Annotated in this window: 25 protein-coding genes; 10 read left to right on the top strand and 15 right to left on the bottom strand. The window is 30.8% G+C overall.

The features are described from left to right. Positions 1-3 precede the first annotated feature (3 nt). From P2G10_RS10980 to P2G10_RS10970, 3 genes are read right to left on the bottom strand one after another with little or no spacing between them, the layout of a single operon-like run. Positions 4-249, bottom strand: coding sequence for a hypothetical protein (locus P2G10_RS10980; protein ID WP_275316602.1), 246 nt, complete (start codon positions 247-249; stop codon positions 4-6). After that, the gene (locus P2G10_RS10975; RefSeq protein ID WP_275316600.1) at positions 242-1,609 is read right to left on the bottom strand and encodes a peptidylprolyl isomerase; all 1,368 of its coding nucleotides are present in this window, start codon (positions 1,607-1,609) and stop codon (positions 242-244) included. The genes P2G10_RS10980 and P2G10_RS10975 overlap by 8 nt, the downstream gene beginning before the upstream one ends. 1 nt (position 1,610) lies before the next feature. Then, positions 1,611-1,892, bottom strand: a complete 282-nt coding sequence (locus P2G10_RS10970; protein WP_275316599.1) for a DUF493 family protein — start codon at positions 1,890-1,892, stop codon at positions 1,611-1,613. 118 nt (positions 1,893-2,010) lie between these two features. Between P2G10_RS10970 and P2G10_RS10965 the strand changes: the two genes are divergently transcribed. The 7 genes from P2G10_RS10965 to P2G10_RS10935 all read left to right on the top strand — a co-directional run bounded on the left by P2G10_RS10965 (position 2,011) and on the right by P2G10_RS10935 (position 8,662). Then, positions 2,011-2,541: an AAA family ATPase gene (locus P2G10_RS10965; RefSeq protein WP_218772717.1), complete on the top strand. Its 531-nt coding sequence runs from the start codon at positions 2,011-2,013 to the stop codon at positions 2,539-2,541. A gap of 4 nt (positions 2,542-2,545) precedes the next feature. Next, complete coding sequence (locus P2G10_RS10960; RefSeq protein WP_275316598.1) at positions 2,546-4,429, top strand: RecQ family ATP-dependent DNA helicase; 1,884 nt, start codon at positions 2,546-2,548, stop codon at positions 4,427-4,429. Continuing rightward, on the top strand, positions 4,430-5,374 hold the full coding sequence (fmt, locus tag P2G10_RS10955; protein ID WP_275316597.1) for a methionyl-tRNA formyltransferase: 945 nt from the start codon (positions 4,430-4,432) through the stop codon (positions 5,372-5,374). It begins immediately after the preceding gene. Between the two features lie 186 nt (positions 5,375-5,560). Continuing rightward, positions 5,561-5,836: an HU family DNA-binding protein gene (locus P2G10_RS10950; RefSeq protein ID WP_218772720.1), complete on the top strand. Its 276-nt coding sequence runs from the start codon at positions 5,561-5,563 to the stop codon at positions 5,834-5,836. 120 nt (positions 5,837-5,956) lie between these two features. Then, a complete protein-coding gene (locus P2G10_RS10945) occupies positions 5,957-6,727 on the top strand; it encodes a pentapeptide repeat-containing protein (protein ID WP_275316595.1) in 771 nt (256 codons plus the stop codon). Positions 6,728-6,904: 177 nt separating this feature from the next. After that, positions 6,905-7,480 carry a Crp/Fnr family transcriptional regulator gene (locus tag P2G10_RS10940; protein WP_275316594.1) on the top strand — a complete coding sequence of 192 codons (576 nt, stop codon included), beginning with the start codon at positions 6,905-6,907 and terminating at the stop codon, positions 7,478-7,480. Between the two features lie 69 nt (positions 7,481-7,549). Beyond that, positions 7,550-8,662 (top strand): SMP-30/gluconolactonase/LRE family protein, encoded by a 1,113-nt coding sequence (locus P2G10_RS10935; protein WP_218772723.1) that lies wholly within the window; start codon positions 7,550-7,552, stop codon positions 8,660-8,662. Between the two features lie 173 nt (positions 8,663-8,835). Here the strand turns inward: P2G10_RS10935 and P2G10_RS10930 are convergent, their stop codons facing one another. Then, positions 8,836-10,014: a THUMP domain-containing class I SAM-dependent RNA methyltransferase gene (locus P2G10_RS10930; RefSeq protein WP_218772724.1), complete on the bottom strand. Its 1,179-nt coding sequence runs from the start codon at positions 10,012-10,014 to the stop codon at positions 8,836-8,838. Positions 10,015-10,126: 112 nt separating this feature from the next. Between P2G10_RS10930 and P2G10_RS10925 the strand changes: the two genes are divergently transcribed. Then, the gene (locus tag P2G10_RS10925) at positions 10,127-10,852 is read left to right on the top strand and encodes a class I SAM-dependent methyltransferase (RefSeq protein WP_275316593.1); all 726 of its coding nucleotides are present in this window, start codon (positions 10,127-10,129) and stop codon (positions 10,850-10,852) included. After that, the gene (locus P2G10_RS10920; RefSeq protein WP_275316592.1) at positions 10,849-11,526 is read left to right on the top strand and encodes a ZIP family metal transporter; all 678 of its coding nucleotides are present in this window, start codon (positions 10,849-10,851) and stop codon (positions 11,524-11,526) included. The genes P2G10_RS10925 and P2G10_RS10920 overlap by 4 nt, the downstream gene beginning before the upstream one ends. 125 nt (positions 11,527-11,651) lie before the next feature. Here the strand turns inward: P2G10_RS10920 and P2G10_RS10915 are convergent, their stop codons facing one another. The 3 genes from P2G10_RS10915 to P2G10_RS10905 are packed head-to-tail and all read right to left on the bottom strand — an operon-like array spanning position 11,652 to position 14,206. Continuing rightward, entirely contained in the window at positions 11,652-12,023 is a 372-nt protein-coding gene (locus P2G10_RS10915; protein WP_275316591.1) for a cupin domain-containing protein, read from the bottom strand. A 48-nt stretch (positions 12,024-12,071) separates the two neighbouring features. Beyond that, positions 12,072-12,632: a hypothetical protein gene (locus tag P2G10_RS10910; protein WP_275316590.1), complete on the bottom strand. Its 561-nt coding sequence runs from the start codon at positions 12,630-12,632 to the stop codon at positions 12,072-12,074. A 50-nt stretch (positions 12,633-12,682) separates the two neighbouring features. Then, complete coding sequence (locus tag P2G10_RS10905) at positions 12,683-14,206, bottom strand: helicase HerA-like domain-containing protein (protein ID WP_275316588.1); 1,524 nt, start codon at positions 14,204-14,206, stop codon at positions 12,683-12,685. A gap of 87 nt (positions 14,207-14,293) precedes the next feature. On the opposite strand from P2G10_RS10905, the gene P2G10_RS10900 reads away from it, so the two are divergent. Further along, on the top strand, positions 14,294-14,926 hold the full coding sequence (locus P2G10_RS10900; protein WP_218772730.1) for a 7-carboxy-7-deazaguanine synthase QueE: 633 nt from the start codon (positions 14,294-14,296) through the stop codon (positions 14,924-14,926). A 53-nt stretch (positions 14,927-14,979) separates the two neighbouring features. Here P2G10_RS10900 and P2G10_RS10895 read toward each other — a convergent pair whose 3' ends face one another. The 8 genes from P2G10_RS10895 to P2G10_RS10860 all read right to left on the bottom strand — a co-directional run. Beyond that, positions 14,980-15,267 (bottom strand): hypothetical protein, encoded by a 288-nt coding sequence (locus P2G10_RS10895; protein ID WP_218772731.1) that lies wholly within the window; start codon positions 15,265-15,267, stop codon positions 14,980-14,982. A gap of 93 nt (positions 15,268-15,360) precedes the next feature. Then, positions 15,361-16,314, bottom strand: coding sequence for an acetyl-CoA carboxylase carboxyltransferase subunit alpha (locus P2G10_RS10890; protein WP_275316587.1), 954 nt, complete (start codon positions 16,312-16,314; stop codon positions 15,361-15,363). 89 nt (positions 16,315-16,403) lie between these two features. After that, a complete protein-coding gene (locus P2G10_RS10885; protein WP_275316586.1) occupies positions 16,404-17,303 on the bottom strand; it encodes a DMT family transporter in 900 nt (299 codons plus the stop codon). After that, positions 17,290-18,375 carry an LptF/LptG family permease gene (locus tag P2G10_RS10880; RefSeq protein WP_275316585.1) on the bottom strand — a complete coding sequence of 362 codons (1,086 nt, stop codon included), beginning with the start codon at positions 18,373-18,375 and terminating at the stop codon, positions 17,290-17,292. Before P2G10_RS10880 ends, P2G10_RS10885 begins: the two co-directional genes overlap by 14 nt. Before the next feature lie 12 nt (positions 18,376-18,387). After that, complete coding sequence (tgt, locus tag P2G10_RS10875; RefSeq protein WP_218772735.1) at positions 18,388-19,518, bottom strand: tRNA guanosine(34) transglycosylase Tgt; 1,131 nt, start codon at positions 19,516-19,518, stop codon at positions 18,388-18,390. A 125-nt stretch (positions 19,519-19,643) separates the two neighbouring features. Next, entirely contained in the window at positions 19,644-20,531 is an 888-nt protein-coding gene (gene rluF / locus P2G10_RS10870) for a 23S rRNA pseudouridine(2604) synthase RluF (RefSeq protein WP_218772736.1), read from the bottom strand. Positions 20,532-20,596: 65 nt separating this feature from the next. Then, complete coding sequence (locus tag P2G10_RS10865) at positions 20,597-21,544, bottom strand: PorP/SprF family type IX secretion system membrane protein (RefSeq protein WP_218772737.1); 948 nt, start codon at positions 21,542-21,544, stop codon at positions 20,597-20,599. A gap of 2 nt (positions 21,545-21,546) precedes the next feature. Further along, positions 21,547-25,049: T9SS type B sorting domain-containing protein (locus tag P2G10_RS10860; protein ID WP_275316584.1), on the bottom strand; the 3,503-nt coding region annotated here is incomplete at its 5' end.

The raw sequence follows: 25,049 nt of genomic DNA, 5'->3' as shown, positions 1-25,049 counted from the left end.
TTTTTATTGATTGTATATTTTTTTAAACTTTTGTAATTCTTTTTCTTTTATTTCTATTTTATTTTTTTCTCGTAGCTCTTTTACCCAGTCTGCTTCTAGCTGTTTTTGATAATCAGTAATTACATATCCTCTTACTTCAGTAAATGATTTGTTTTTATATTTTGATTTATTTAATTTATAAAACGCTTTTAAACCAATAGTATCATTTAAAGATGTATTCCATATTTTTTCTTGTAATAATTCAAACAAAAGCAATCCTTCTTTGTATTCTAAAAAAAGCCTGCTTAAACTCCGGTTTTGTATGTAATAAATCATTTTTAAAATACGTTAAAACTTCATAATTTATAAAATCTTCATAAACTGTTTTTATTGGTAAACTTTTATTCTTTTTACGATAATAATAAAACGATTTTACAAATATTTTCTTTTTATTGATAGTTAATAAAACACTATTCAGGTTATCTTGATTAATTTCATCATTTTCTGACACTAAAAAAACAGCTAATGCTTTTTCTGACTCTTTAATTTTGTACTCTTTCTTCAACCTACTTAAAACCACTTTTTTTGATAAAGTTGCTCTACTAGAGTTTCTAACTTTTTTAGTTAACTCCTCTTTTACATCGTCAAAAGAACTTATTGGATGATTTTTTAGCAATTTAACAATATGCCATCCAAATTTGGTCTTAAAAGGCTCTGTATAATCCCCTACATTTTTAATTTCTAAAACCTTATTCTCAAAAACGGACACCATATCACCTGTACCAAACCTAGGTAAATTCCCTCCTAAAAAAGCAGTTGCATTGTCTTCAGAGTATTTTTTAGCAACCACATTAAAAGAACTACCAAATTTAAGTTTTTTATAAAGTGAATCTATCTTTTCTTTACTATTACTTGAATTTTTGACCAAAATATGAGCAACATCAAACGATCCTTTAGAAAGTCTCTTCCCAGTAACTTTTAAAATATGGTAGCCGTATTTTGTTTTAAAAGGCTTAGAAACTTGATTTAAGGGAGTTTTATAAGCCGCTTCCTCAAACGGGTACAACATTGAAAATACAGAAAAATAACCTAAATCACCTCCATTAATCTTAACCGATGGATCTTCTGAAACTTCTTTTGCTACTTCCTCAAAAGATTCTCCGTTTAAAATCCTATTTCTAACTTCTTCAATTCTTTTATAAAGCATTAGTGTATCAAATTTGATACCATTTTTAGGAAACTTAATTAATATATGGCTTGCTTTAACTTCATTTATTTTACGATAATACGCGTCTTTTATTAGTTTTGATAAAAACGCTTCATCTAGTAAATAAGGAGCTATTAACTGATTTTTATAAACTTCTAATTCCCTTTTGTAACTTTTTAAAGTATCTAATTTTAAAATATAAGCTTCCTTAACTTTTAGCTTATAATTAATATATAGCTTTAGGTAACTATCTATATTTTTAGATTTTTTATCAACTATAATTCCTAAGTTTTTTTCATAGACTTGTTTAAATTCCGAAACCATTACTGGCGAATTATTTATACGAAACAATTCTTTGTCTTTTTGAGCAAAAGAATTGTTAATTATAACCAAAACGAAAAAAAACGAAAAAAACTTACTCATTTTATAATGAAATTATCCCCTTTATAACATCTGCTTTTTTATAATACGCAATTACTTCCTCGGCGCTTTTTACATTTAAAAAAATAGAAAGACTGTTGTATTTACCTGTTTTAGATTTTTTTGTTTCAATAACAGCACCTCCTTTATTAAATAAATTCTTTACCTCTTCTACCTGATTTCCATCTGTTGGCACAATAAATTTATATAAATATTTACTAGGAAATGTTGTGGTATCTTCTAACTGACCTTTTAACTTGATATAAAATGCTTCTCTATCTGACATATTGCTTTATTAAACTTTTTCTGATAATAATTATCGTGTATATAAGATAATCTTAAAAATGAATGACAAAATTACACTATTTATTACATTTATAATTTGAAACTTATATTTTTGCACCATGCAACAAAAAATAGTTTTAATAGGAGGACCCGGAACAGGCAAATCTTCAATTTTAAGAGAGTTTATAAAACGTGGGTATCATTGTATGCCAGAAATTTCGAGAGAAGTTACCTTAAAAGCTCAAAAAGAAGGAATAGATCAATTGTTTTTAGAACAACCTTTACTTTTTAGTCAAATGCTATTAGAAGGTAGAGAACAGCAATATTTAGAAGCTGAAAAATGCCCAAATGATATTGTGTTTTTCGACAGAGGAATTCCTGATGTACATGCGTATATGAATTATTTAGCAAGTGAGTATCCGCCTATCTATAAAGAAAAAAGCAATAAATACTTATATACAAAAGTGTTTATGTGTGCCCCTTGGGAGAAAATTTATAAATCGGACAACGAGCGCTACGAAACCTACGAACAGGCTGTAGAGATTGATACCTATTTAAAAGAAGCATATCAAGAAATAGGATATGAAATTATAGATGTTCCTTTTGACACCATAAAAAAACGCTGCGATTTTATTTTACAATCGTTATAAAACGATGTATGAAGAATCTACAAACATATTAAAACATTACTGGGGTCACAGTTCTTTTAGAGTTCCTCAGCAAGAAATTATAGCTGCTGTATTAGAAAAAAAAGATACCATCGCTTTATTACCCACAGGTGGTGGTAAATCTATCTGTTTTCAAATTCCGGCTTTAATAAATGATGGTGTTTGTATTGTTATTTCGCCATTAATAGCATTAATGCAAGACCAAGTAGAAAGTCTTGTTACAAAAGGTATAAAAGCTACCGTAATTCCTTCGGGAAGCTCACAAGATGATATTATTACACTTTTTGATAATATCCGTTTTGGAAAAACAAAATTTTTATATGTTTCTCCCGAACGTTTACAATCTCGCTTTATTCAAGAAAAAATAAAGCAATTAGATGTAAATTTAATTGCAATTGATGAAGCGCATTGTATTTCTGAATGGGGACACGATTTTCGCCCTTCTTATCAGCATATTGCTATTTTAAAAGAACTACATCCAGCAACAAGTATTATTGCTTTAACAGCAACAGCTACCAAAAAAGTTATTGATGATATTATAGTTTCTTTAGGTTTAGAAAATCCTACGGTTTTTAAAAAGTCTTTTTACAGGGAAAATCTAGCGTATCAAATTTTTAAAACGGACGATAAACTCCGTAAATTACATCAGATTTTTACTAAAACGAAAGCACCAGCAATTGTTTATGTAAACTCTAGAGTTAAAACTAAAGAAATCTGTGCTTATTTAAATGCCAACGGTTTTAAAAGTACTTTTTACCACGGCGGATTAACAAGTTTAGAAAAACAACTTTCTTTTGATAGTTGGATGACAGAAAAAACACCAATTATTGTTGCTACAAACGCTTTTGGTATGGGAATAGACAAACCCAATGTTCGGGTTGTTATTCACTTAAACCTTCCAGGATCTATAGAGAATTATATTCAAGAAGCCGGTCGTGGCGGACGAGATGGTAACAAAGCTTTTTCGGTTGTTTTAACAAATGATAACGATATTAAACTTAGTAAAGAGTTATTAGAAAAATCGCTACCTGTTATTGAAGATATAAAATTGGTTCATCGAAAATTATATCAACATTTTCAAATTGCCAAAGGAGAACTTATCGAAACTGCTTTCGATTTTAACTTTTTAGAATTTTGTAGTAAATACAAGTTAATTGCTAATAAAACCTATAACGCTTTACAGATATTAAATAGTAACGGAATCATAGAATTGAATTCTAATTTTCAACAAAAATCTACCATTCAATTTTCTGTTTCAAGCAAACAAGTGTTGTTATATTCTCAGCAAAATCCGTCTTCCAAAAACTTTGTCCAAATATTATTACGTTTGTATGGTGGTGTTTTTGAAAACCTGGTGAAAATTGATGAGTTTTATATCGCTAAAAAAGTAGGTATTACTTCGTGGAGTGTTATTGAGGAATTAGAACGAATGGCTGAAAAAGAAATGCTTGAATACAACCAAGCAACCAATAATTCAGAGTTGTTTTTTCTGCACCCTAGAGAAGATGATACAACCGTAAACCGTGTTTCTAAAAACATCCGTTTGTATTTAGGTCAAAAAAAGCAAAAAAATGATGATTTATTAGCGTTCATTAAAAACAATGAAGTTTGCAGAAGTGTACAGTTATTACATTACTTTAATGAAATTACTAGTAAAGAGTGCGGTATTTGCGATGTTTGCTTGCAAGCAAAACAAACTGTTGTTATAAAACCACTTGCTATTCTTAATTTATTAAAAAAACATAAAGCCTTAACTGTTTACGAAATCAGTATGCATCTAAACGAAAAAGAAGCAAACATTTTAATACTTTTGCGTACGTTATTATCCGAAGAAAAAATAAACGTTACTAACAATAAATACTTTTTATAAATGAGAGATTTACGCATTGTTTTTATGGGAACACCCGATTTTGCGGTAACCATTTTACAACACCTTATCGAAAATGATTATAATGTAGTTGGTGTAATTACTGCTGCAGATAAACCTGCTGGTAGAGGTCGTAAGCTAAATCAATCTGCTGTAAAAAAATATGCGCTATCTCAAAACCTACCGATTCTTCAACCTACCAATTTAAAAAATGAAGAATTTCAGGCTGCTTTAAAAGAATGGAATGCTAATTTACAGATAGTGGTTGCTTTTAGAATGTTACCAAAAACTGTTTGGGCAATGCCGGAATATGGTACTTTTAATTTACATGCTTCTTTATTACCAGAATATCGTGGAGCTGCTCCTATTAACTGGGCACTTATAAATGGTGAAACCAAAACAGGTGTTACTACCTTTTTTATTGATGATAAAATTGACACTGGTGAAATTATCTTACAAAAAGAAGTAACTATTAAAGACGATGAAATTGTTGGTCAATTACATGATCGATTAATGTATTTAGGTGCCAATTTGGTTGCCGAAACACTGGACTTAATTGCTACGGGAGATGTAAACACTACAAAACAACCTGAATTAGAAGAAAAACCAGCTTACAAACTGTTTCCTCATAATTGTAAAATAGATTGGTCTAAGTCTTTAAATGATATCTACAATCATATTCGTGGTTTAAATCCTTACCCTGCTGCCTGGACGACTATAAAAAATGGTGATGAAGAAATTTCAGCTAAAATATATGGTGTGACAAAATATTTTTCTGAACATGAATTTACAAACGGCACAGTTATTACCTCTAAAAAGGAATTAAAAATTGCTGTAAAAGATGGTTTTCTTATTATTGATGAAATTAAGATTTCTGGCAAAAAATTAATGGATGCTAAAAGTTTATTAAACGGTTTTCAATTCAACAAAGAAGCAAAAGCGCTGTAGCCCTTTATTTATAAGGTTTTAACGTTTTACTTACAAAAAGCACCGCGGTTATTAACAATTGTTGACTACTTATTAACAAATAAGCCTTTTTTTAGGGTCAAAACTTGCATGGTACTGCATTCCTACTATATTTGTTGAGCTATTTAGCGAAAAACAAAAAATTAATTTTTAAAACTTATTAAAATTATGAACAAATCAGATTTAATCGATGCAATGGCTGCTGACGCAGGAATTTCTAAAGCTAATGCTAAAGCTGCATTAGACTCTTTAACTTCTAACGTTACTAAGTCTTTAAAGTCAGGTAACAAAGTTGCATTAGTTGGATGGGGAACTTGGTCTGTTTCTGAAAGAGCTGCTAGAACTGGTAGAAACCCTCAGACAGGAAAAGAAATTCAAATTGCTGCTAAAAATGTAGTAAAGTTTAAAGCGGGTGCTGGTTTAAGTGATTCAGTAAACAACTAAGACTTTTCTCAAAAACATATTTAAAACAGCATTTAGGCAACTAAATGCTGTTTTTCTTTGCAATAGTGTCACAAACAAAAAAAAGCTTTGTCTATTAAGCATAACACAAAAACAAAAAAAATGAAAAATACAATTACATTCATTGCCGTTTTATTATGCTTAACTACTTATGCCCAAAAAACAGTAAATGCTTCGGATATTATTAGAGATGTAAAAAGTGGTAAATCAGTAACTATTTCTAATGCTACTATAAAAGGAGTGTTAGACTTTACTTTTATGGATGAGGCTTTGCCTAAATTACCAAAAAGAAAAAGCTGGTGGAATAACGGAGGTTCTAATACCATAGAAAAACAGATTACAAATAAAGTATCTTTTGTAAACTGTACTTTTAATGATGATGTATTAGCATACATTCCTCATGAAAAAAGTGGTTATACCTTTATCGCTAATTTTGAAGATGAAGTAATATTTAAAGACTGTACTTTTAAACAAAAAGCCATGTTTAAATATTCTGATTTTGAAAGAAATACAGATTTTTCAAACACAAAATTTAATAATGACTCTACTTTTAAATATGCAAAATTCGAGAGAGAAATTTCCTTTGAAAACACTTTCTTTGATGAACCTGCAACCTTTAAATATGCCGATTTTAAAAAACATGTAAGTTTTGCGAATGCTGTATTTAATGAAAGTGCTATTTTTAAATATACTGAATTTAATAACGGTGTATCTTTTAAAAATGTAAAGTTTGAAGAAGATTTAAACATAAAATACGCTAAAGTATCTGGAAATTTTAACATCACTGGTATGGATGTAGCCTACGACATAGACTCTAAATACACTAAAATAAACGGACTAAGCTTTAGTAAATACTTATTAAAAAATAAATAATCTTTTTTCTTCACCTTATTTAACAAATCAGTAAAAACTCACAATGTATATTGTGAGTTTTTACTGATTTGTTTTTAAACTTAGTTTGATTCGTATCTCTATTTCTAATAAATTTGTTTATAATTGATTTAATTTATAAAAAAGAACTCTTATAATTAAAGTTATCTTCCATTAAAAATGAACGAACTGAGTATAATATTAAAAGAATTAATTGAATTAACAGAAAGTGAATGGCGTGAATTTTCTAAACAATTAAAAAGGAAAGAATATAAAGCGAAAGCCATATTAATTGAAGAAGGAAATACGGCAGAGTCTTTATACTTTATTCAATCGGGATTATTTAGAACATATAAAAATTTAGATATAAAAGATATTACTACTTATTTCGCTTGTGACAATCAATTTATAACGGTTTTTAATAGTTTTATAAATCAAACAACTTCATCAGAAATTTTAGAAGTTCTTGAAGATAGCATAATTTATGAAATATCATTTGATAGCTTGACTCAGTTATATAAAAAATCTTCAAAATTTGAAAAATTCGGTAGGATTTTAGCGGAAAAAAATCATATTTGTGCCTTAGAAAGAACTTTAACAATGCAGACTAAATCTGCAAAAAAAAGATATTTAGAATTTTTAAAAAATTACAACAAAAAAATTACAAGTAGAGTTCCTCAATACCAAATTGCGAGTTTCCTTGGTATAGCACCTGAGTCTTTAAGTAGGATTAGAAAAGAAATTTTCATTTCATAACAAATGTCAATATATAAATATTAAAACCTGTTGTTACTTTGTTTTTTATAAATTAAAAAAACAAACACAATGAAATTATCAAAAAAAGTAAAAATATCAATCATTACAATATTTATCTTCTTCTCTATATTTATTACTAATGTATTATACAATTCCTGGTCACTTAATCCTTTAGCATGGTCACCACCAACAATCTCAAAACTAGATGGATTACTGTCAGAAAATGAATTATTAAGTACAACAAAACGGATTGAATTAAATGGCTGGTTTGGACCAGAAGACATTGCAATAGATAATCAAGGAAATTTGTATTGCGGAGTACATATTTCTAAAACAGATTTCACAGATGGTCGCATTTTAAAAATCGATACGTCTGGAAAAGTTACCGTATTTGCGAATTCAGAATCTTGGGTTACAGGTATGCATTTTGATAGTAATCAAAATCTAATCGCTGGCGACTTAGAAAGAGGTTTAATAAGTATAGACCAAAATGGCAATATTAAAACTTTGGCAAGTGAAGATGAAAACGGCAACAAATTCTTAATACCAAATGACGTTGATATTGCTAGTGATGGAGTTATTTATTTTACAAATACATCCTCAAAATTAAACTTTAGTAACAAACATATTTGGAAATTATTAATGGAGGTTAGACCAGACGGAGGCCTTTATAGTTACGACCCAAAAACAAAACGTGTAAAGACGTTAATTGATGGGACATATTTTGGAAACGGAGTTGCTGTTTCTCAAAATGATGAGTTTGTATTAATGGTTGATTTAGCAAAATATAGAGTACGTAGATACTGGCTTAAAGGAGAAAAAAAAGGAACTACTGATATATTTATAGATAATTTAAACGGCTTTCCTAATGGAATTTCTAGAAGTAAAGATGGTAGTTTTTGGCTTGGTTTTTCAACTAAAAGAGATGAATCACTAGATAAAATACATCCGAAACCATTAATTAAAAAAATCGTTTATGGACTTCCATCTTTTATGCAGCCTAAAACAATACCTTATGGAATGTTAATGCACTTAAATAGTAATGGTGAAATAATAAAAACATATTACGATACAACTGGAAAATTTGTAGCGGAAGCAACTTCTGTCGAAGAACACAATGGTTATCTTTACCTTGGTGGAGATGTATCTGGTCATATTGGAAAATATAAACTAGAAAAATAACTTTAGACTAAAAAGATATAAAACTAGATACTTTAGCATATTTCTATAAATTACTATGGATTCTTTGTTCTATTAAACAAAAAACCAAGTTAATAATTGTCATGGATGATCTTGACTATTATTAATTTTCAAACAACAAAAAATCCGCTGAAAGTTTTCAGCGGATTTTTTTATTATGCTTCGATATCAGATTCGAAATCATTCTTAATTCTTTTACTTCCTTCATAAAGTTCATACTTTACAAAACGACAATCTAAATCGGCATTTTTAAGCGGTATTCTCTTTGATGTTCTTAACCCTACATGTTTTAAAGCAAGCATATCCGAAGTAATTAACCAAGCTGTAGAATCGTGGTAATTATGCTTTAAGGTATCTCCTATCTTTCTATAAAACTCTTCTACATCAATATTTAAACGTTCACCATAAGGTGGATTAAATAAAATAGTAGTTTTACCAAATACTTCTTTCTTAGAGTTAAAAAAGTTTACGTGGTGTATACCTATAAACTCGTCTAAATTTGCATTTATTATATTTTGCTTCGCCTTGCTAACTGCAGACGGAGCTTTATCAAATCCCATTATTTTAAAATGAGAACTTGTAATTTTCTTTAACAAAGCATCTTGAATTACAAAAAATAAATCTTCATCGTAATCTTTCCAGTTTTCAAAAGCAAAATGCTTACGATTAATGTTTGCTGGTATATTATTAGCAACCATAGCTGCTTCAATTAAAATCGTACCTGAACCACACATTGGGTCGATAAAATTCTCTTCTCCTTTATAACCAGATAACAATACCAAACCAGCCGCTAACACTTCGTTAATTGGTGCAATATTGGTAGCACTTCTGTACCCTCTTTTGTGTAGTGAATCTCCTGATGAATCTAAAGAAATTGTTAACCATTCATTATGAATATGAATGTGAATTTTAACATCCGGGTGCTTTAAATCTACATTCGGACGCTTTTTGTACTTGCTCATAAAATAATCAGCAATTGCATCCTTCGATTTTAAACTAATATAATGTGAGTTTGTTGTAAAATTCTTCGAATTTACTACTGCTCCAATAGCAAAAGTTCCGTCAACATCAATATATTTATCCCATTTTACACGCTGAATTGCCTCGTATAAATCTTCTTCATCAAAAATTTTACTCTTTTTAATCGGTTTTAAAATACGAATAGCCGTACGCAAAGCTATATTTGCTTTGTACATAAAACCTGTATCGCCTTTAAAAGTAACATTACGTATTCCTTCCTTAACATCCTGACCACCAAGCTTTCTTAGTTCATCTGCTAAAACTCCTTCTAAACCTGCCATTGTAACAGCAGTCATTTTAAAATCTTTTTCCATGTAATTGTAAAATTTCACTGCAAAAGTACAGCTTATTTTGGGTTGATGTGAATCTTTTCTTGTTTCAATCTAAAAAACGTAAGATTTGTGTACTTTTGCAGACCTTATAATTATGAAAACAACAGACTGGTTTACTTCTTGGTTCGATACTTCTTACTATCACACATTATATAAACATAGAAATGATGCCGATGCGCAGTTTTTTATGCGAAACATTACATCTTTTTTAAAATTACCTAAAACGAGTCATATTGCTGATTTACCTTGCGGAAAAGGACGACACTCAGTATACTTAAATTCTTTAGGCTATAGAGTAACTGGTGGTGATTTAAGTCCTAATAGTATTGAATATGCTAAAAAATTTGAAAACGAGTCGCTTAATTTTGAAGTTTGGGACATGCGTGATCCTATAGAACACAAATACGATGCTATTTTTAACTTATTTACAAGTTTTGGTTATTTTGAGGATGACAATGAAGATATTGCTATTTTAAAAAGCATCAAAAACGGCTTAAAAGAAAATGGTGTATTTGTTTTGGATTTTTTAAACGTCGAAAAAGTTAAAGATTCTTTAGTTGCTAAAGAAGTTAAAACAATTGATGGTATTGAGTTTCATATTAAAAGAGAAATTAAAGGTGGTTTTATCTTAAAACACATTTCTTTTATTACTGATAACGAACAACATTCATATACAGAGCAAGTAAAATTTTTAACCTTAGATAAGATGGAAACCTATTTTAAAAAAGCAGGTTTAAACATGAAACATGTTTTTGGTGATTATAGCTTAAATGAGTTTGATAAAAATACTTCTGATAGATTAATATTAATTGGAGAATGAGTTACATATTATTAATAGTTGCTGTTTTACTAGGCTCTTTACTTGTTTTATTTTTAAAGCCAAACAATCAATTAGTTCGACTTCTGTTAGCCTTTAGTGGTGCTTATTTACTGTCGGTTACTATATTACACCTGCTTCCTGAAGTTTATATGCATACAAGCAATGCTAAGAAAATCGGAATCTTAATTTTAATCGGAATTATTATACAATCAGTTTTAGAATCGTTTTCTAAAGGTGCCGAACATGGTCATATTCATGTACATTCTGACTCATCTAAGTTTCCTTGGTTGCTTTTTGTGAGTTTATGTATTCATGCTTTTTCTGAAGGATTGCCAATACATCATGCTGGCGACAATTTACTTTGGGCAATTATTGTACATAAAATTCCTATTGCCATTGTTTTAACAACTTTCTTTTTACAGACAAATTATAGCAAAAAAACAATTGTTTTATTTTTAAGTCTTTTCGCTTTAATGAGTCCGTTAGGCGTATTAGTTTCAGATAAAGTGCCTTTTTTTATTGAATATCACACAGAAATAACTGCTTTAATTATTGGTGTTTTTCTTCATATTTCAACAATTATACTTTTTGAAAGTTCAGAAAATCACAAATTCAATTTTAAAAAATTTACTGCAATCCTTTTAGGAATTGTATTAACAATACTTACGCTTTAATATTTTTAAATAGCGCATATAAAAAAACATCAAATTGAAATAAATTCAATTTGATGTTTTTTTTATTTAAAAGAGTACTCTTATTATCAAATAAATTCAACGTAACAAATCTCCTTAAAATTATGCTATTCCTCTTCTCTATTCACCAAATCAATTGAAAAAGCAGGCATACAAACAGCTAAATACTCACAAGGTTCGCTAAACGGATTTGAGTATTGAACTCGTACTCCTTTTTCTATTTTAATCGATTCTCCTGTTTCTAAAATAATTGTTTCACCATTAATTATAAATTGCTTTTTACCTTTTATAATATAGGTGTACTCCTCAAATTCTGGCGTTTGAAAAGGTTCACTCCAACCAACCGGCGCAACCATATGAGCAATACTTACATTAGGATTTTTATCTGTAGCATTACCAAAATGTTCTTCTATTAATTTTCCGTCTGTAGTTGGCACTACAAATGGTTTTCTTTGAATTGTATATTTTTTATTCATCATATAAAAATTAAAAAGCCAAAACCATTGTTTCGACTTTTTGCTTATTTTTTAGTTAAACCAAATGGTTAATGATTTTATTTTAGCTAAGTCAGGTATTTGATCTATACTTACTTTTTGCGTGCTAAAGTCTTTTAAGCCTAAATCTTCTTTATCTAATGCAATTGTTGCGTTTAAATCGTCTATAAATAAGGTAGCTGACAAAAATGATGATTCAACTTTACTTATCGTATTATTAGCGTTAATTTCTTGAAATGAAGAACTAATATTTAAACCTGTTTTGGTTTTAAAGCGATTATCATAAATTTCGATACTTTTTATAGTTGATAAAGAATCTAATTGTTCATTTGGTATAATCGTTAACAAATGCTTACCTCCTTTTTCGAAGATTTCATATTTATCATCTTCTTGATAAAAATTATTTCCCTTAGCTCCTTCACTTAATATTTTTACTACAGAATCATTTTTAAAAATTCCGTCAATTTCTTGCATTGTTGTTTTTGTAGTTAATTCACCTACTTTCCCTTTAGAAACATCGTATTTACTGTTTCCGCATTGTATAAATACAACTGAAATTAATGCGATTACTAGGGGTTTAATTAAGTTTTTCATTTATTTATTTGGTTTGTTATTATTAAAAACGGTTTTATATACTATTTGTTTTATTTTAATACTTTTTTTAATATCCCGAAAACACTGCGAATAAATGTAGCACTGGTTAGTACTTTTACAATCGGGTTTTGTCGTGTGCTTCTACTTCTTGTTGCTGAAGATCTTCTGCTTGTTTTTGCTCTTTCTTCTTTAAGAGCATCTGCTGTTTTCTCCTTATTTATTTTTTCAATCTTCTCATTTAACAACTCGTAAGCACTTTCTCTATCAACAGTATCATTGTACTTAGGTATCAATCTCGAATTGTCTAATACCTGCTTAATTTCCTTTTCTGTAAGCACATCCATTCTGCTCATAGGAGCACGCAGCATAGTCCGTGCTAACGGAGTCGGAATTCCTTTTTCATTTAAAACAGATACTAACGCCTCTCCTATTCCTAATTGTGTTAATACTTTTTTGGTGTCATAATAATCAGAATCTGGATAATTTTCTGCGGCTAACTTAATAGCCTTTCTGTCTTTTGCCGTAAAAGCTCGTAAAGCATGCTGAATTTTCATTCCCAATTGCGCCAAAACATCTTCTGGCACATCTTTAGGATTTTGCGTTACAAAGTACAAACCTATTCCTTTCGATCTAATTAATTTTACAATACTTTCTATTTGATTTAACAATGCTTTTGATGCTTCTTCAAAAACCAAATGCGCTTCATCAATAAATATAATTAATTCAGGTCTGTCACTATCTCCTTGTTCTGGAAACGATTCATATACTTCTGCTAATAATTGCATCATAAACGTTGAAAACAATTTAGGTTTATCCTGAATATCTGTTAATCTTAAAACTGATATTAACCCACGACCGTTTTCATCAATACGAGTTAGATCATCTACTTCAAATGATTTTTCTCCAAAAAACAAATCACCACCTTGTTGCTCTATTTCTATAATCTTTCTAAGAATAGCACCGGTACTTGCTGTAGAAATTCGACCATATTCGGCCTGAATTTCTTCTTTTCCTTCATTCGTTACAAATTGAAGAATTTTCTTAAAATCTTTTAAATCTAATAATGGTAATTTATTATCATCACAATATTTAAATATAATTGCTACAATTCCCGATTGTGTATCTGTTAAATCTAAAATACGCGATAATAAAACTGGGCCAAATTCAGATACCGTTGCTCGTAAACGCACTCCATTTTGTTCTGATATTGATAAAATCTCTATAGGAAACTTTGTCGCGTTAAAAGGAATACCAATTTTCTCATGACGCTCGTCTATTTTCGCATGACCAGGACTCGGTTGAGCCAATCCACTTAAATCACCTTTTACATCCATTAACAATACCGGAATCCCTTTGTCAGACATGTTTTCTGCCAACACTTGTAATGTTTTTGTTTTACCTGTACCTGTGGCTCCTGCAATTAAACCATGGCGATTTAAGGTTTTTAACGGAATATTTACCAATGCATTCGTTATGGTTTCTTCACCCAACATACCAGCGCCTAAAGTGATAAAATCTCCTTTGCTTTTATAGCCTTCAGTTATATATTTAAAAAACGCTTCGGATTTACTCATGTTGATTTGGTTCTTTTTATTGATAAAACACGTAAAAGTAACAAAAATCATCCATAAAATTTTAATGTTGACTATCTTTGCATCCTTATGTTGAAAAAAGAAGTACAAGAGTTAATAGATAAAGGTGAAATGCTTCCGTTAATGGAAGAATTTTATACAATACAAGGTGAAGGGTCTCATACAGGTACTGCTGCTTATTTTATTAGAATAGGTGGTTGTGATGTTGGTTGCCATTGGTGTGACGTGAAAGAAAGTTGGGATGCTAATTTGCATCCACCAACAAAAACAGATCTGATTGTTACCAATGCCCAAAAATGGGCTAAAACAGTAGTAATTACTGGAGGAGAGCCATTAATGTGGAGTTTAGATTATATTACCAAACAACTTCAGGACAAAGGGATGAAAACGCATATTGAAACTTCTGGTGCCTATGCTTTTTCGGGTGTTTGGGACTGGTTTTGCTTATCTCCTAAAAAAACAAAATTACCCACAAAAGAGTGCTACAAAGAAGCTGATGAATTGAAAATGATCATTCACAATAAAAATGATTTTCAATTTGCTGAAGAACAAGCTGAAAAAGTTGGCAAAAAATGTCAACTCTTTTTACAACCAGAATGGAGTAAAAAAGAACAAATGACTCCTTTAATTGTAGATTATGTAATGAAAAACCCAAAATGGCGTGTTTCTTTACAAACCCATAAATATTTAAATATACCATAATAAAAAAAGCAACCAAATTTGGTTGCTTTTTTATTTATACTATCATTACAGTATTAGTCCCACCTATTATAAACTACATTAATATGATCAACCATATCTCTCATGATATAAAAAAACCCTGGTTGTTCTGTTTCTATATAGCATACTTCAGTTCTCCAATTATCTTCGTCAATAGCTCTACAAGCATATTTTGTAAAAATAACTTCTTCGTTTTCACAATTAAGTTCTTTTAAAGCTTTTCTTATAATTGTTTGTGCATAATCTTCACTCCATCCATTAAAACAGTTTGGATGACTTTCAAAAGTATCTTCTAAAAATGTTATTGTTTGTGTGTCTCTCATTATACTATATTTTTTTTATAACCGAAGTTACTAAATTTCATAAAAAAACCTCATCTTAAAGACGAGGTTTTTTTTATGAAATATGTAATAAGATTATTCTTTGTAAACACCCATATTAGCGTATTTATCCATACGTTGAGCTACTAAATCAGTATCATTTAAGTCTTTCAGTTCATCAAAAGCGTTTATAATTTGTTCCTGTACTGCTAAAAAAGCAGCTTCTCTATTAGAATGTGCACCACCTAAAGGCTCTTCAATAATTCCGTCAATTAATTTTAATCGCTTCATATCATCACCTGTTAATTTTAATGCTTCAGCCGCTTGCTCTTTATACTCCCAACTACGCCATAAAATAGACGAGCATGATTCTGGTGAAATTACGGTATACCATGTGTTTTCCATCATATATACTTTATCTCCTACTCCAATACCAATTGCTCCTCCAGATGCTCCTTCACCAATAACAATCGTTATAATAGGCGTTTTAAGACGAGTCATTTCAAGAATGTTACGTGCAATAGCTTCTCCTTGTCCACGTTCTTCAGCTTCTAAACCTGGGTATGCCCCTGGAGTATCTAATAAAGTAACTACAGGAATACCAAACTTTTCTGCCATTTTCATTAAACGCAAAGCTTTACGGTATCCTTCTGGATTTGCCATTCCGAAGTTACGATACTGACGTGTTTTTGTGTTGTATCCTTTTTGTTGCCCAATAAACATAAACGATTGATCGCCTATTTTACCTAAACCACCAATCATGGCTTTATCGTCTTTTACATTACGATCACCGTGTAACTCCATAAAAGTATTACCACAAATAGCATTGATATAATCTAATGTATATGGGCGATTTGGATGACGTGATAATTGTACACGCTGCCAAGGCGATAAATTTTTGTATATATCTTTTTTTGCTTTTTCTAATTTTCTTTCTATCTTCTTACAGGTTGCTGTAACATCTACATCACTTTCTTTTCCTATATCAAAACATTTTGCCAATTGATCTTCTAACTCTTTTATTGGCAATTCAAAATCTAAATATTCCATTATATATAGTTTGATTTTATATTAGTCGTTTGTAAAGGCAAACATACTAAAAAATTGTAAATTTTAGCTTTTTCCCTTTTTTAATAATACTATTTTTTACTGAACGTGCTTTTTATGAAGTTGGTATTTTTTAAAACACCGTTTAATAAAACTACGAAAAGCACAATAAATGCTCCGTAATAAAACTCAGTACTCATTTGTTCTTTTTCTCCGAATATAATCAACGCTAAAATAATAGCATACACAGGCTCTAAGTTAATCGTTAACATTACGGTATATGGCGTTAAGTATTTCATTACTTGTACAGATGCGATAAAAGCATAGGCCGTACAAAAACTACTTAATATGATTAGATACAACCAATCATTTGTTGATATTTGAAAAAATTCAATCGAAAATTTTTGTGTAAATAATAAGTATAAAGTTATCCCTAAAGCACCAAACATTAATTGATAAAAAGAGATAATATTTGCATCGTATTTTTTGATAAACAAGCCGTTTAAAACAGCAAATAAGGCTGATAAAAAGGCTGAAATTAATGCATAAATAATTCCTAAAGTATATTGACTTTGAAAATTAAAGATAATATATAGCCCAGCAATTACCAATATGCCTAATAAAATTTCGATTGCTTTTATTTTTCTTTTAAAAAAAACAGGTTCAATTAATGAGGCAAAGAAAGCTCCTGTACTCATCGTTACTAAAGCAACCGATACATTTGATACTTTTATAGCTTTAAAGAAGGTAACCCAATGCAATGCTATAATTACACCTGATATTGCAAATTTTAACAATCCTATTTTATCTACTTTAAATGATTTTCTACGGATTATAAAATAAAGTGCTATAAATACTACTGCAAGCGACATTCTAAACCAAACTAATGGTATCGCATCTACAGATATTAATGCGCCTAGTATCGCTGTAAACCCCCAAATAAAAACAATAAAATGTAGGTGTAGGTAGTTTTTTAATTTATTTCCTTCCATTAATGTATAAGTAAATTGCATAAGCTCCAAATACCATATTTGGTACCCATACATTTAATAAAGCATTTGCGCCTGCTACTCCTCCTAAAACCTCTGCTACTTTTAAGAAAAAAACGTACACAAACATTACTGAAATTCCTAGTGCTAAGTTTAAGCCAATTCCTCCTCGTTTTTTCTTGTACGCTAAAGCAACTGCTATTAAAGTTAAAATATAACATGCCACTGGTAAACTGGTACGTTTATACAATTCTACCAAATAAACATTTAAGTTCTTAGCACCTCTACTTTTAGAAATTTCAATAAATTTAATCAATTCTGGAGATCTCATTTCTTGCGCTAAAATATTTTTATAATTAAAGTCTTTAGGTGTGAAAGCAAAAGTGGTATCTAGAGAAGTCCCTGAAAATATACTATCTCTATCTTTAAATATTTTTCTTATTTTCCAATTATAAAGTTTAAAAAGACTGTCTTTTTCTTTCCAATTGATATTATCAGCTGTTAGCTGCTGTTTTAATTGAATTCCGTCATAAATCTCCGTAGAAAAATTATACCCTGAATTTCTTTTTAAATCAAAGCGCTGAAGGTATACATAAGTACTATCATTTAACTGTAAGCTAAATTCTTTAATGCTTTTATCTGCATACTTTTTTTTCTTTAAATACTTTTTTTCGAACGCTTTTCTAACCTTACTACTTGTAGGTACAAAAAAATGATTCATAGATAAAGCTACAAAACAAACTATCGTAGCTCCCATAAAATAAGGGAATAAAAAACGAGTAAATGATACTTGAGAACCATTTATAGCTACAATTTCTGTGTTATTTGCTAATCGAGATGTAAATAAAATTACGCCTATAAATAATGCCAAAGGCATAAATGTATTGGCATAATAGATAATAAAATTCACATAATAATCAACTGCTACCTCATAAAAAGTTAAGCTTTCATCACGTAAAAATTTATCTATTTTTTCTGCAATATCAATAGCTACCGCAATAGGTATTAGTATTAATAAAGTAAACAAAAATGTTACTAAGTAGCGCTTTAATATGTACCAATCAAGTATTTTCAAAAAACTAGTTTTTTATAAACGATTGTCCATTTGTTTTACCATTTTATCTTTCCACTCTGTAAAGTCTCCAGCTAAAATGTGTTTTCTTGCTTCTCTTGTTAACCATAAATAGAATCCTAAATTATGAATAGACGCTATTTGTTTACCTAACATTTCTTTTGCTGCAAAAAGGTGACGTAAGTATGCCTTCGAGTACATGGTATCTACCCAAGTAATTCCCATTTCATCAATAGGAGAAAAATCTTGTTCCCACTTTTTATTTTTAATATTTATAGAGCCGTGTGCAGTAAATAACATCCCATTACGTGCATTACGTGTTGGCATTACACAATCGAACATATCGATGCCTAATGCTATGTTTTCTAAAATATTAATAGGTGTTCCTACCCCCATTAAATAACGTGGTTTGTCTTCAGGTAAAATAGCCGTTACTATTTCTGTCATTGCGTATAATTCCTCTGCTGGTTCCCCTACAGAAAGACCACCAATAGCATTTCCTTGTGCTCCTACAGACGCTATATATTCAGCAGATTGTTTTCGTAAATCTTTATAAGTACTTCCTTGTACAATAGGAAAAAACGTTTGTTCGTATCCGTACTTAAAAGGTAATTTTTCTAAATGATTTACACATCTTTTTAACCATCTATGCGTCATATGCATAGAGCGTTTTGCGTAATTATAATCACAAGGATATGGAGTACACTCATCAAATGCCATAATAATATCGGCACCAATGGTGCGTTGAGTTTCCATCACATTTTCTGGAGTAAAGAAATGTGTAGATCCATCAATGTGACTTTTAAATTTAACTCCTTCTTCGTTAATTTTTCTTCTTCCAGAAAGCGAATACACTTGATATCCACCACTATCAGTTAAAATATTACGATCCCAATTCATAAACTTATGCAAACCTCCTGCGGCTTCTAAAGTTTCTAATTTAGGGCGTAAATATAAGTGATAGGTATTTCCTAAAATTATATCTGGATTGATCTCGTTTTTTAACTCCGATTGATGCACACCTTTTACAGTACCTACTGTACCTACAGGCATGAATATTGGAGTTTCTATTGTTCCGTGATCGGTTGTAATAACACCTGCTCGTGCTTTACTTTTTGGGTCGGTTGTTTTTAAGTCGAATTGCATAAGTGACAAAGATACGCTTATTTAAGAATTGGAAAAGTAAATAAAATCATAATAATTAGTAAGTAGCTGGCTGTTGCGTAAATTTTATATTTCATGCCTACAACTACCTTCTTTATAAAGGCCTTTTATTTACGTTTACGTCCAAATTTTTGGTTAGAATTTCTTTTTGATTTTGGTGAATTTTTTCTAAAAGCAGCACTTTTTTTATTAAAATCGTCTTGCTTTTGTACTTCCTTCTTTTTTGGTTGTTTTGGCTTTTTTTTCTCAACAACTGTAGATGCTTCTTCTGTTTTAGAAGAACTAGCAATCATTTCGTTGATTTCTTTCATCTCATCACTTGTTAATTCTCGCCAATCACCAGGTTTTAGTTTATCTAAAGAAACATTCATAATACGTTCGCGTTTTAACTTCGTTACTTCGTATTCTAAATATTCACACATTCGTCGTATTTGACGATTTAAACCTTGGGTTAAAATAATTTGAAAAGTAAAATCATTTATTTTCTTCACCTTACATTTTTGAGTTACGGTTCCTAAAATAGGAATTCCATTACCCATTCTTGCGATAAAATCATCCGTTATCTGTTTATCAACCGTAACAATGTATTCTTTTTCGTGGTTGTTTCCTGCGCGTAAAATTTTATTAACGATATCACCATCATTGGTTAAAAATATTAACCCTTCAGAGGGTTTATCTAAACGTCCAATAGGAAATAATCTTTCTGGATGGCCTACAAATTTTACAATGTTCTTTTTTTCTTTACTATCGGTCGTACAAACAATACCTACTGGTTTGTTTAATGCGATGTAAAGTGTAGTAGGTTTTGGTTCTAATAAACGACCATCTACATGTACTTTATCTCCTTCAAAAACTCTATTACCTAATTGAGCAACATTTTTATTGATGGTTACTCTACCCGCTGCAATAAATTTTTCGGCATCCCTACGAGAACAAATCCCCGTACTGCTTATAAATTTATTAAGATTTGTTGATACTTTATTCTTGTTTTCCATTACTGCAAAGAAAAAGAAAATCCCCAAGTTTTAGCTTGAGGATCTTACTATATTATTTTGTTTTTTTAAAAAATCATCATTTTCTGCGTACAACGTGCTAAACTAGGTCTTCTATCGTAATCAAAACCAAGTGTGATCATGTGTGTACCATAATTAAAATCTTGTGTTTTATTTACATTAACACTAAAACCGTAAGACATATATAAGTTGTTCTTTTTTAAACCTATTAACGGTGCTATTGCATTAGGTTCAAAAAATTGATCATTTAAGAATGTATAACTTAAACCTGCCCAAACGTACCCGTCATTAATACCTTTTCTTACTTTTACATTCATATCGGTTCTCGATCTTTTATCAGCTTCGTAGTATTCAACAAAAATAGACGGTTCTATCTCTACCATATTGCTAATTCTTGCCAATACATACGATGTATATAATGTAAATCTTCGTAAAGATTCTGGTTCGTTGGTAGCAAAGTTTTCTATTTTTTTATTTAACAGATTATTTGCGTTTACACTCACACTAAATCGTTCGTAACGGTATAACATACCTACATCAAAATTAGAGTTTGTAAGTGTTCTATTAGGCACTGTTTCTCCTGAATTATTTTCTGAAGTATCGATACCAAATTGAACAAAATTATAGCTTAAACCAAATGATAAAAAACTATCATGAAAATTACTTAATGTTAAGTGACTTGCCAATGATAACTTCACTCCTTTCTGAGAAGTAAATCCGTTTTTATCATTAAAAATAGTAATACCACCACCAAAACGATCTGCTAAACGCGCTTCAACCACTAACGATTGTGTATCTGGAGCTCCATCAACACCAACCCATTGGCTTACACCATTTAATCGTACTTGTAACCCACTTCCAATACCTGCATAACTTGGCGATATTAAAAAAGGATTATCTGCCATATGACTTATATATTGAGGTAAATTTACCTCTTGAGCTACTAATTTGACACTACAAATTAGGATACTTATTGTTATTAATATCTTTCTCATTTTTATCTATATAATGTAAAGTGTCCCATTAACTTTTTCTCTTCTCCTGATAATTCATTAAAGTAAATAGTATACCAGTAATCTCCTGCTGGTAATGGTTTACCTTCATAAGTACCGTCCCATCCTTGCACAACACCTTGATAATTAACAATCTTACGAGCATATCTATCAAAAATATATACTTTTATATTATGATACGGTTCTACTTCTAATGGATACCAGAAGTCGTTTGTTCCATCACCATCTGGCGTAAATAAATTTAACACCGTAATAGTTACATAAACGCCTCTTATCGTAATTGTTACTTGACAACCTCTTGCATCGGTTACAGTTATGGTGTAATCTTTAGTTTGTAGAATTGTAAATTCGTTTTCCTCTCCGTAATCTACTCCATCAACTGTAAAGTTATAAGGAGGTAAACCAAAGTCTACATTTGCTATTAACTTATTTTTTTGTGAATCGTCAATAAACATCGTTAATGCTTGAATATCTTCAATGTCTATCGAATCACTTGAGCTTTGAGCACAATTTGATATTGTGTTTGTTGCTGTAACCGTATAACCGTTACCTGCAGCTACATCAACAAATTCACCTGTTGTATTTGTTGCAACAGCGCTACCTGCACCATCATATAACGTATAAGACATGTTATTCTTATATTGATCGGCAACAATTGCAACAATAATATTTCCTACCGGACAGGTATACTCCCAATCTACTGTTAAATCAAGGTCTATAGCTTCATCTGTTGTAATGGCTGGTAAAGCTACTGAAGGACATCCGCCACCACTATCTCTTACACTAATTACATATACAGTATCATCTTCAATACCTTCTGCCGCACCTAAACTAATTGTACCTGTATTATATGGCGCTGCAATTTCAACATTATTAATACTAATAAAGTATGGTTGTGTTCCTCCTTGTACATCAACAGTAATTATTGGTGAAGGATCATTTAAACACGTTTGTTGCGTTACGCTGTTTAAACCTATTTGTAATGCATCTGGTTCAGTTATAACAACTTCAATTGGTGGTACAATTGTACATCCTATAACATCTTTTATGGTTACATAATAGGTTGCTGCTGGTAAATTTTCGAACACACCGTTTGTTACAAACTTATCTGCTGGATATAGCGGATTTGCTGGTACCGAAATAATGTTATATTCATAACCTCCATTACCCTCAAAACCTTGTGCTGTAATAATACCTGTACTACCACCAAAACATGATACATTTTGGGTTGCTACTGCTGTACCCGTTAATGCTATTGGTTCTGCTATGGTATACTCACCCGTTACAGTGCTACAAACTTCACCTGCTGCATTGGTACTTCTTACATTAATTTTATACGTACCAACTCCTAAACCTGTAAATGAATTATCACTTTGCCACGTTCTTATTTCAACATCATTTTCATCTACTAATTGATATTCATAGTTTCCAAATCCGTCTTGAGCATTCGCTATTAATACGCCATTTGCGTCACCATTACACGTAATAAATGCCGATGAAACATCTAAGGTTGCTGTTACATCTGTATAAGGATTAACTCTTACCGTTATGGCATCAGAAATACATGCTTCGTTATCTCTTACATATATTTGGTGTTCTCCTGCAGGAAGATCAAACCTATGGTTTGGTGCCGCATTAGCAGCTATAAAATTAATACCATCTGTACTAAATTCATAAGGTCCTGTTCCGCCAGTTCCTGAAACTTCTACAACTGCTTCTGCTCTGTTACAAGTAATAACCTCTATAATATCTGCTGATGCTACTACTTCTGTAGGATCTACAATATCAATAGGTCCAACTCTACCGTCACAAGAATAACCATCTGCTACTAATACATAATACCCAATACCTGCTGGTAAATTAGTGAACGTATTTGATGATTGACTTGCTGTTCTTGTTCCGTCAGGGTATTCTAAGATATACGTGTATGACAATAAAGGGGTTCCTGCTTGTAATTGACCTCCAACTGCATCAACCGAAATGGTTGCCGTACTTTCATCAATACAAACATTTGGTGTTACTGTAAAATCACCCGTTATTGGTATACCATCCTCTAAAGTAAAAGTGATTGCTTCTATACAATTATTAGCATCTCTTACTGTTGCTGTATAATCACCTGCTGTTAAGCCTGTAATTACTGAATTATTATCGAAAGTCTGAATAGTATTTCCTGTTGTATTGTTTACTAACTGATATTCATAAACTCCCCAACCACCTGATGCAGTTAAACTAACTTGACCAGAATCTGTTGGCGTACATTTTATGTACGTTAATTCTTCTGACAATGCTAAATCAATAGTTGGTTGTACAATTTCGAAAGGATTCGATTCTGGTGAACAGAATGGTGTATCAATCATTAAAATTGTTACATAATAATTACCTGCTGCTAAACCTGTAATGGTTGTTGCTGTAGTTCCTACTCCTGCTCCTGTAATACCAGTGGTTACACCACCAACATTAAACACTTCATATGTGTAATCTCCACTATATGGTGATGTTGGACTAAAGCTTACATCTACACTTGCTGTACCATTAAAACATGCACGCTGAATGTTATCAATAATTAAATCGAATACTGGGGCATCATTTACGGTATAAAATTCTGTAAACACACAATTTGTATCGGTATTTTCTACTTCTATTCTGTAAACTCCTGTTGGTAATAAGGTAACAAAATCACCATCAACTATTCTTGTTTCTAATAATGTATTTGATGTATTATTATATAACCTGTATTCAACATTAGTTATTGATAATGTACTTGTATAAGTTGCTACAATATCTTCACCTTCATCACAATCAATCGCTCTGTCTGCAGTAATCGTTACTGTTGTTATTCTTGCGAAAGGAGCAATAGTTCTTGTTGCTGAGTCAGCACAGTTGTTGCTATCGAAAACTGTTACGGTTACCTCACCGCCTGCTTCGTTTGTTATTGTAAAGTTAAACACACCACTGTCTTGCGTTATATCATCTGATGTATCTGCTGGGGTATTGTTATCATATACAAATATTGCTCTAACAAAATCACCCGTACCACCTGCTCCTGTTGTATCAACAGATATGGTTGCATTGTTTGTAGTATTTGTTCCTACAGCACAATCAAAATCTGTTACGGTAACTGCTCCTGAAATATCAATAATTGGATTTTCATTTACAGTTTCAGTTACATCAAAAGTACAACCATTAGCACCTGTTGCGGTTATAATGTAAGTATCTGCTGGTAAACCTTCAAACGTATTTGTTGTTGCATCAAAAGTACCAACGTTAGGTGAAATTGTATAAGTTAATGGCGAAATACCATTATCTATAGCTGTTACTCGTATCGCTCCGTTTGATGCACCGTTACAAATATTATCTGTAATTACTGATGCTGTAAAACTTGGTAATGTAGCAGCTTCAATATCAATTGTTCTTGTTACATCACAACTTCTTGTTGCTCCAGTATCTATAACTGTTACCATATACGTTCCCACAACTGTTGGGTTAA

The sequence above is a fragment of the Tenacibaculum bernardetii genome (genome assembly GCF_029125915.1).
GTDB classification, from domain to species: domain Bacteria; phylum Bacteroidota; class Bacteroidia; order Flavobacteriales; family Flavobacteriaceae; genus Polaribacter; species Polaribacter bernardetii.
This window is presented reverse-complemented; position numbering and strand designations above follow the sequence as displayed.

Coding starts and splice junctions, on each gene's coding strand:
- P2G10_RS10975 (WP_275316600.1), bottom strand. CDS start 1,609: ATGAGTAAGTTTTTTTCGTTTTTTTTCGTTTTGGTTATAATTAACAAT.
- P2G10_RS10970 (WP_275316599.1), bottom strand. CDS start 1,892: ATGTCAGATAGAGAAGCATTTTATATCAAGTTAAAAGGTCAGTTAGAA.
- P2G10_RS10965 (WP_218772717.1), top strand. CDS start 2,011: ATGCAACAAAAAATAGTTTTAATAGGAGGACCCGGAACAGGCAAATCT.
- P2G10_RS10960 (WP_275316598.1), top strand. CDS start 2,546: ATGTATGAAGAATCTACAAACATATTAAAACATTACTGGGGTCACAGT.
- fmt (WP_275316597.1), top strand. CDS start 4,430: ATGAGAGATTTACGCATTGTTTTTATGGGAACACCCGATTTTGCGGTA.
- P2G10_RS10950 (WP_218772720.1), top strand. CDS start 5,561: ATGAACAAATCAGATTTAATCGATGCAATGGCTGCTGACGCAGGAATT.
- P2G10_RS10945 (WP_275316595.1), top strand. CDS start 5,957: ATGAAAAATACAATTACATTCATTGCCGTTTTATTATGCTTAACTACT.
- P2G10_RS10940 (WP_275316594.1), top strand. CDS start 6,905: ATGAACGAACTGAGTATAATATTAAAAGAATTAATTGAATTAACAGAA.
- P2G10_RS10935 (WP_218772723.1), top strand. CDS start 7,550: ATGAAATTATCAAAAAAAGTAAAAATATCAATCATTACAATATTTATC.
- P2G10_RS10930 (WP_218772724.1), bottom strand. CDS start 10,014: ATGGAAAAAGATTTTAAAATGACTGCTGTTACAATGGCAGGTTTAGAA.
- P2G10_RS10925 (WP_275316593.1), top strand. CDS start 10,127: ATGAAAACAACAGACTGGTTTACTTCTTGGTTCGATACTTCTTACTAT.
- P2G10_RS10920 (WP_275316592.1), top strand. CDS start 10,849: ATGAGTTACATATTATTAATAGTTGCTGTTTTACTAGGCTCTTTACTT.
- P2G10_RS10915 (WP_275316591.1), bottom strand. CDS start 12,023: ATGATGAATAAAAAATATACAATTCAAAGAAAACCATTTGTAGTGCCA.
- P2G10_RS10910 (WP_275316590.1), bottom strand. CDS start 12,632: ATGAAAAACTTAATTAAACCCCTAGTAATCGCATTAATTTCAGTTGTA.
- P2G10_RS10905 (WP_275316588.1), bottom strand. CDS start 14,206: ATGAGTAAATCCGAAGCGTTTTTTAAATATATAACTGAAGGCTATAAA.
- P2G10_RS10900 (WP_218772730.1), top strand. CDS start 14,294: ATGTTGAAAAAAGAAGTACAAGAGTTAATAGATAAAGGTGAAATGCTT.
- P2G10_RS10895 (WP_218772731.1), bottom strand. CDS start 15,267: ATGAGAGACACACAAACAATAACATTTTTAGAAGATACTTTTGAAAGT.
- P2G10_RS10890 (WP_275316587.1), bottom strand. CDS start 16,314: ATGGAATATTTAGATTTTGAATTGCCAATAAAAGAGTTAGAAGATCAA.
- P2G10_RS10885 (WP_275316586.1), bottom strand. CDS start 17,303: ATGGAAGGAAATAAATTAAAAAACTACCTACACCTACATTTTATTGTT.
- tgt (WP_218772735.1), bottom strand. CDS start 19,518: ATGCAATTCGACTTAAAAACAACCGACCCAAAAAGTAAAGCACGAGCA.
- rluF (WP_218772736.1), bottom strand. CDS start 20,531: ATGGAAAACAAGAATAAAGTATCAACAAATCTTAATAAATTTATAAGC.
- P2G10_RS10865 (WP_218772737.1), bottom strand. CDS start 21,544: ATGAGAAAGATATTAATAACAATAAGTATCCTAATTTGTAGTGTCAAA.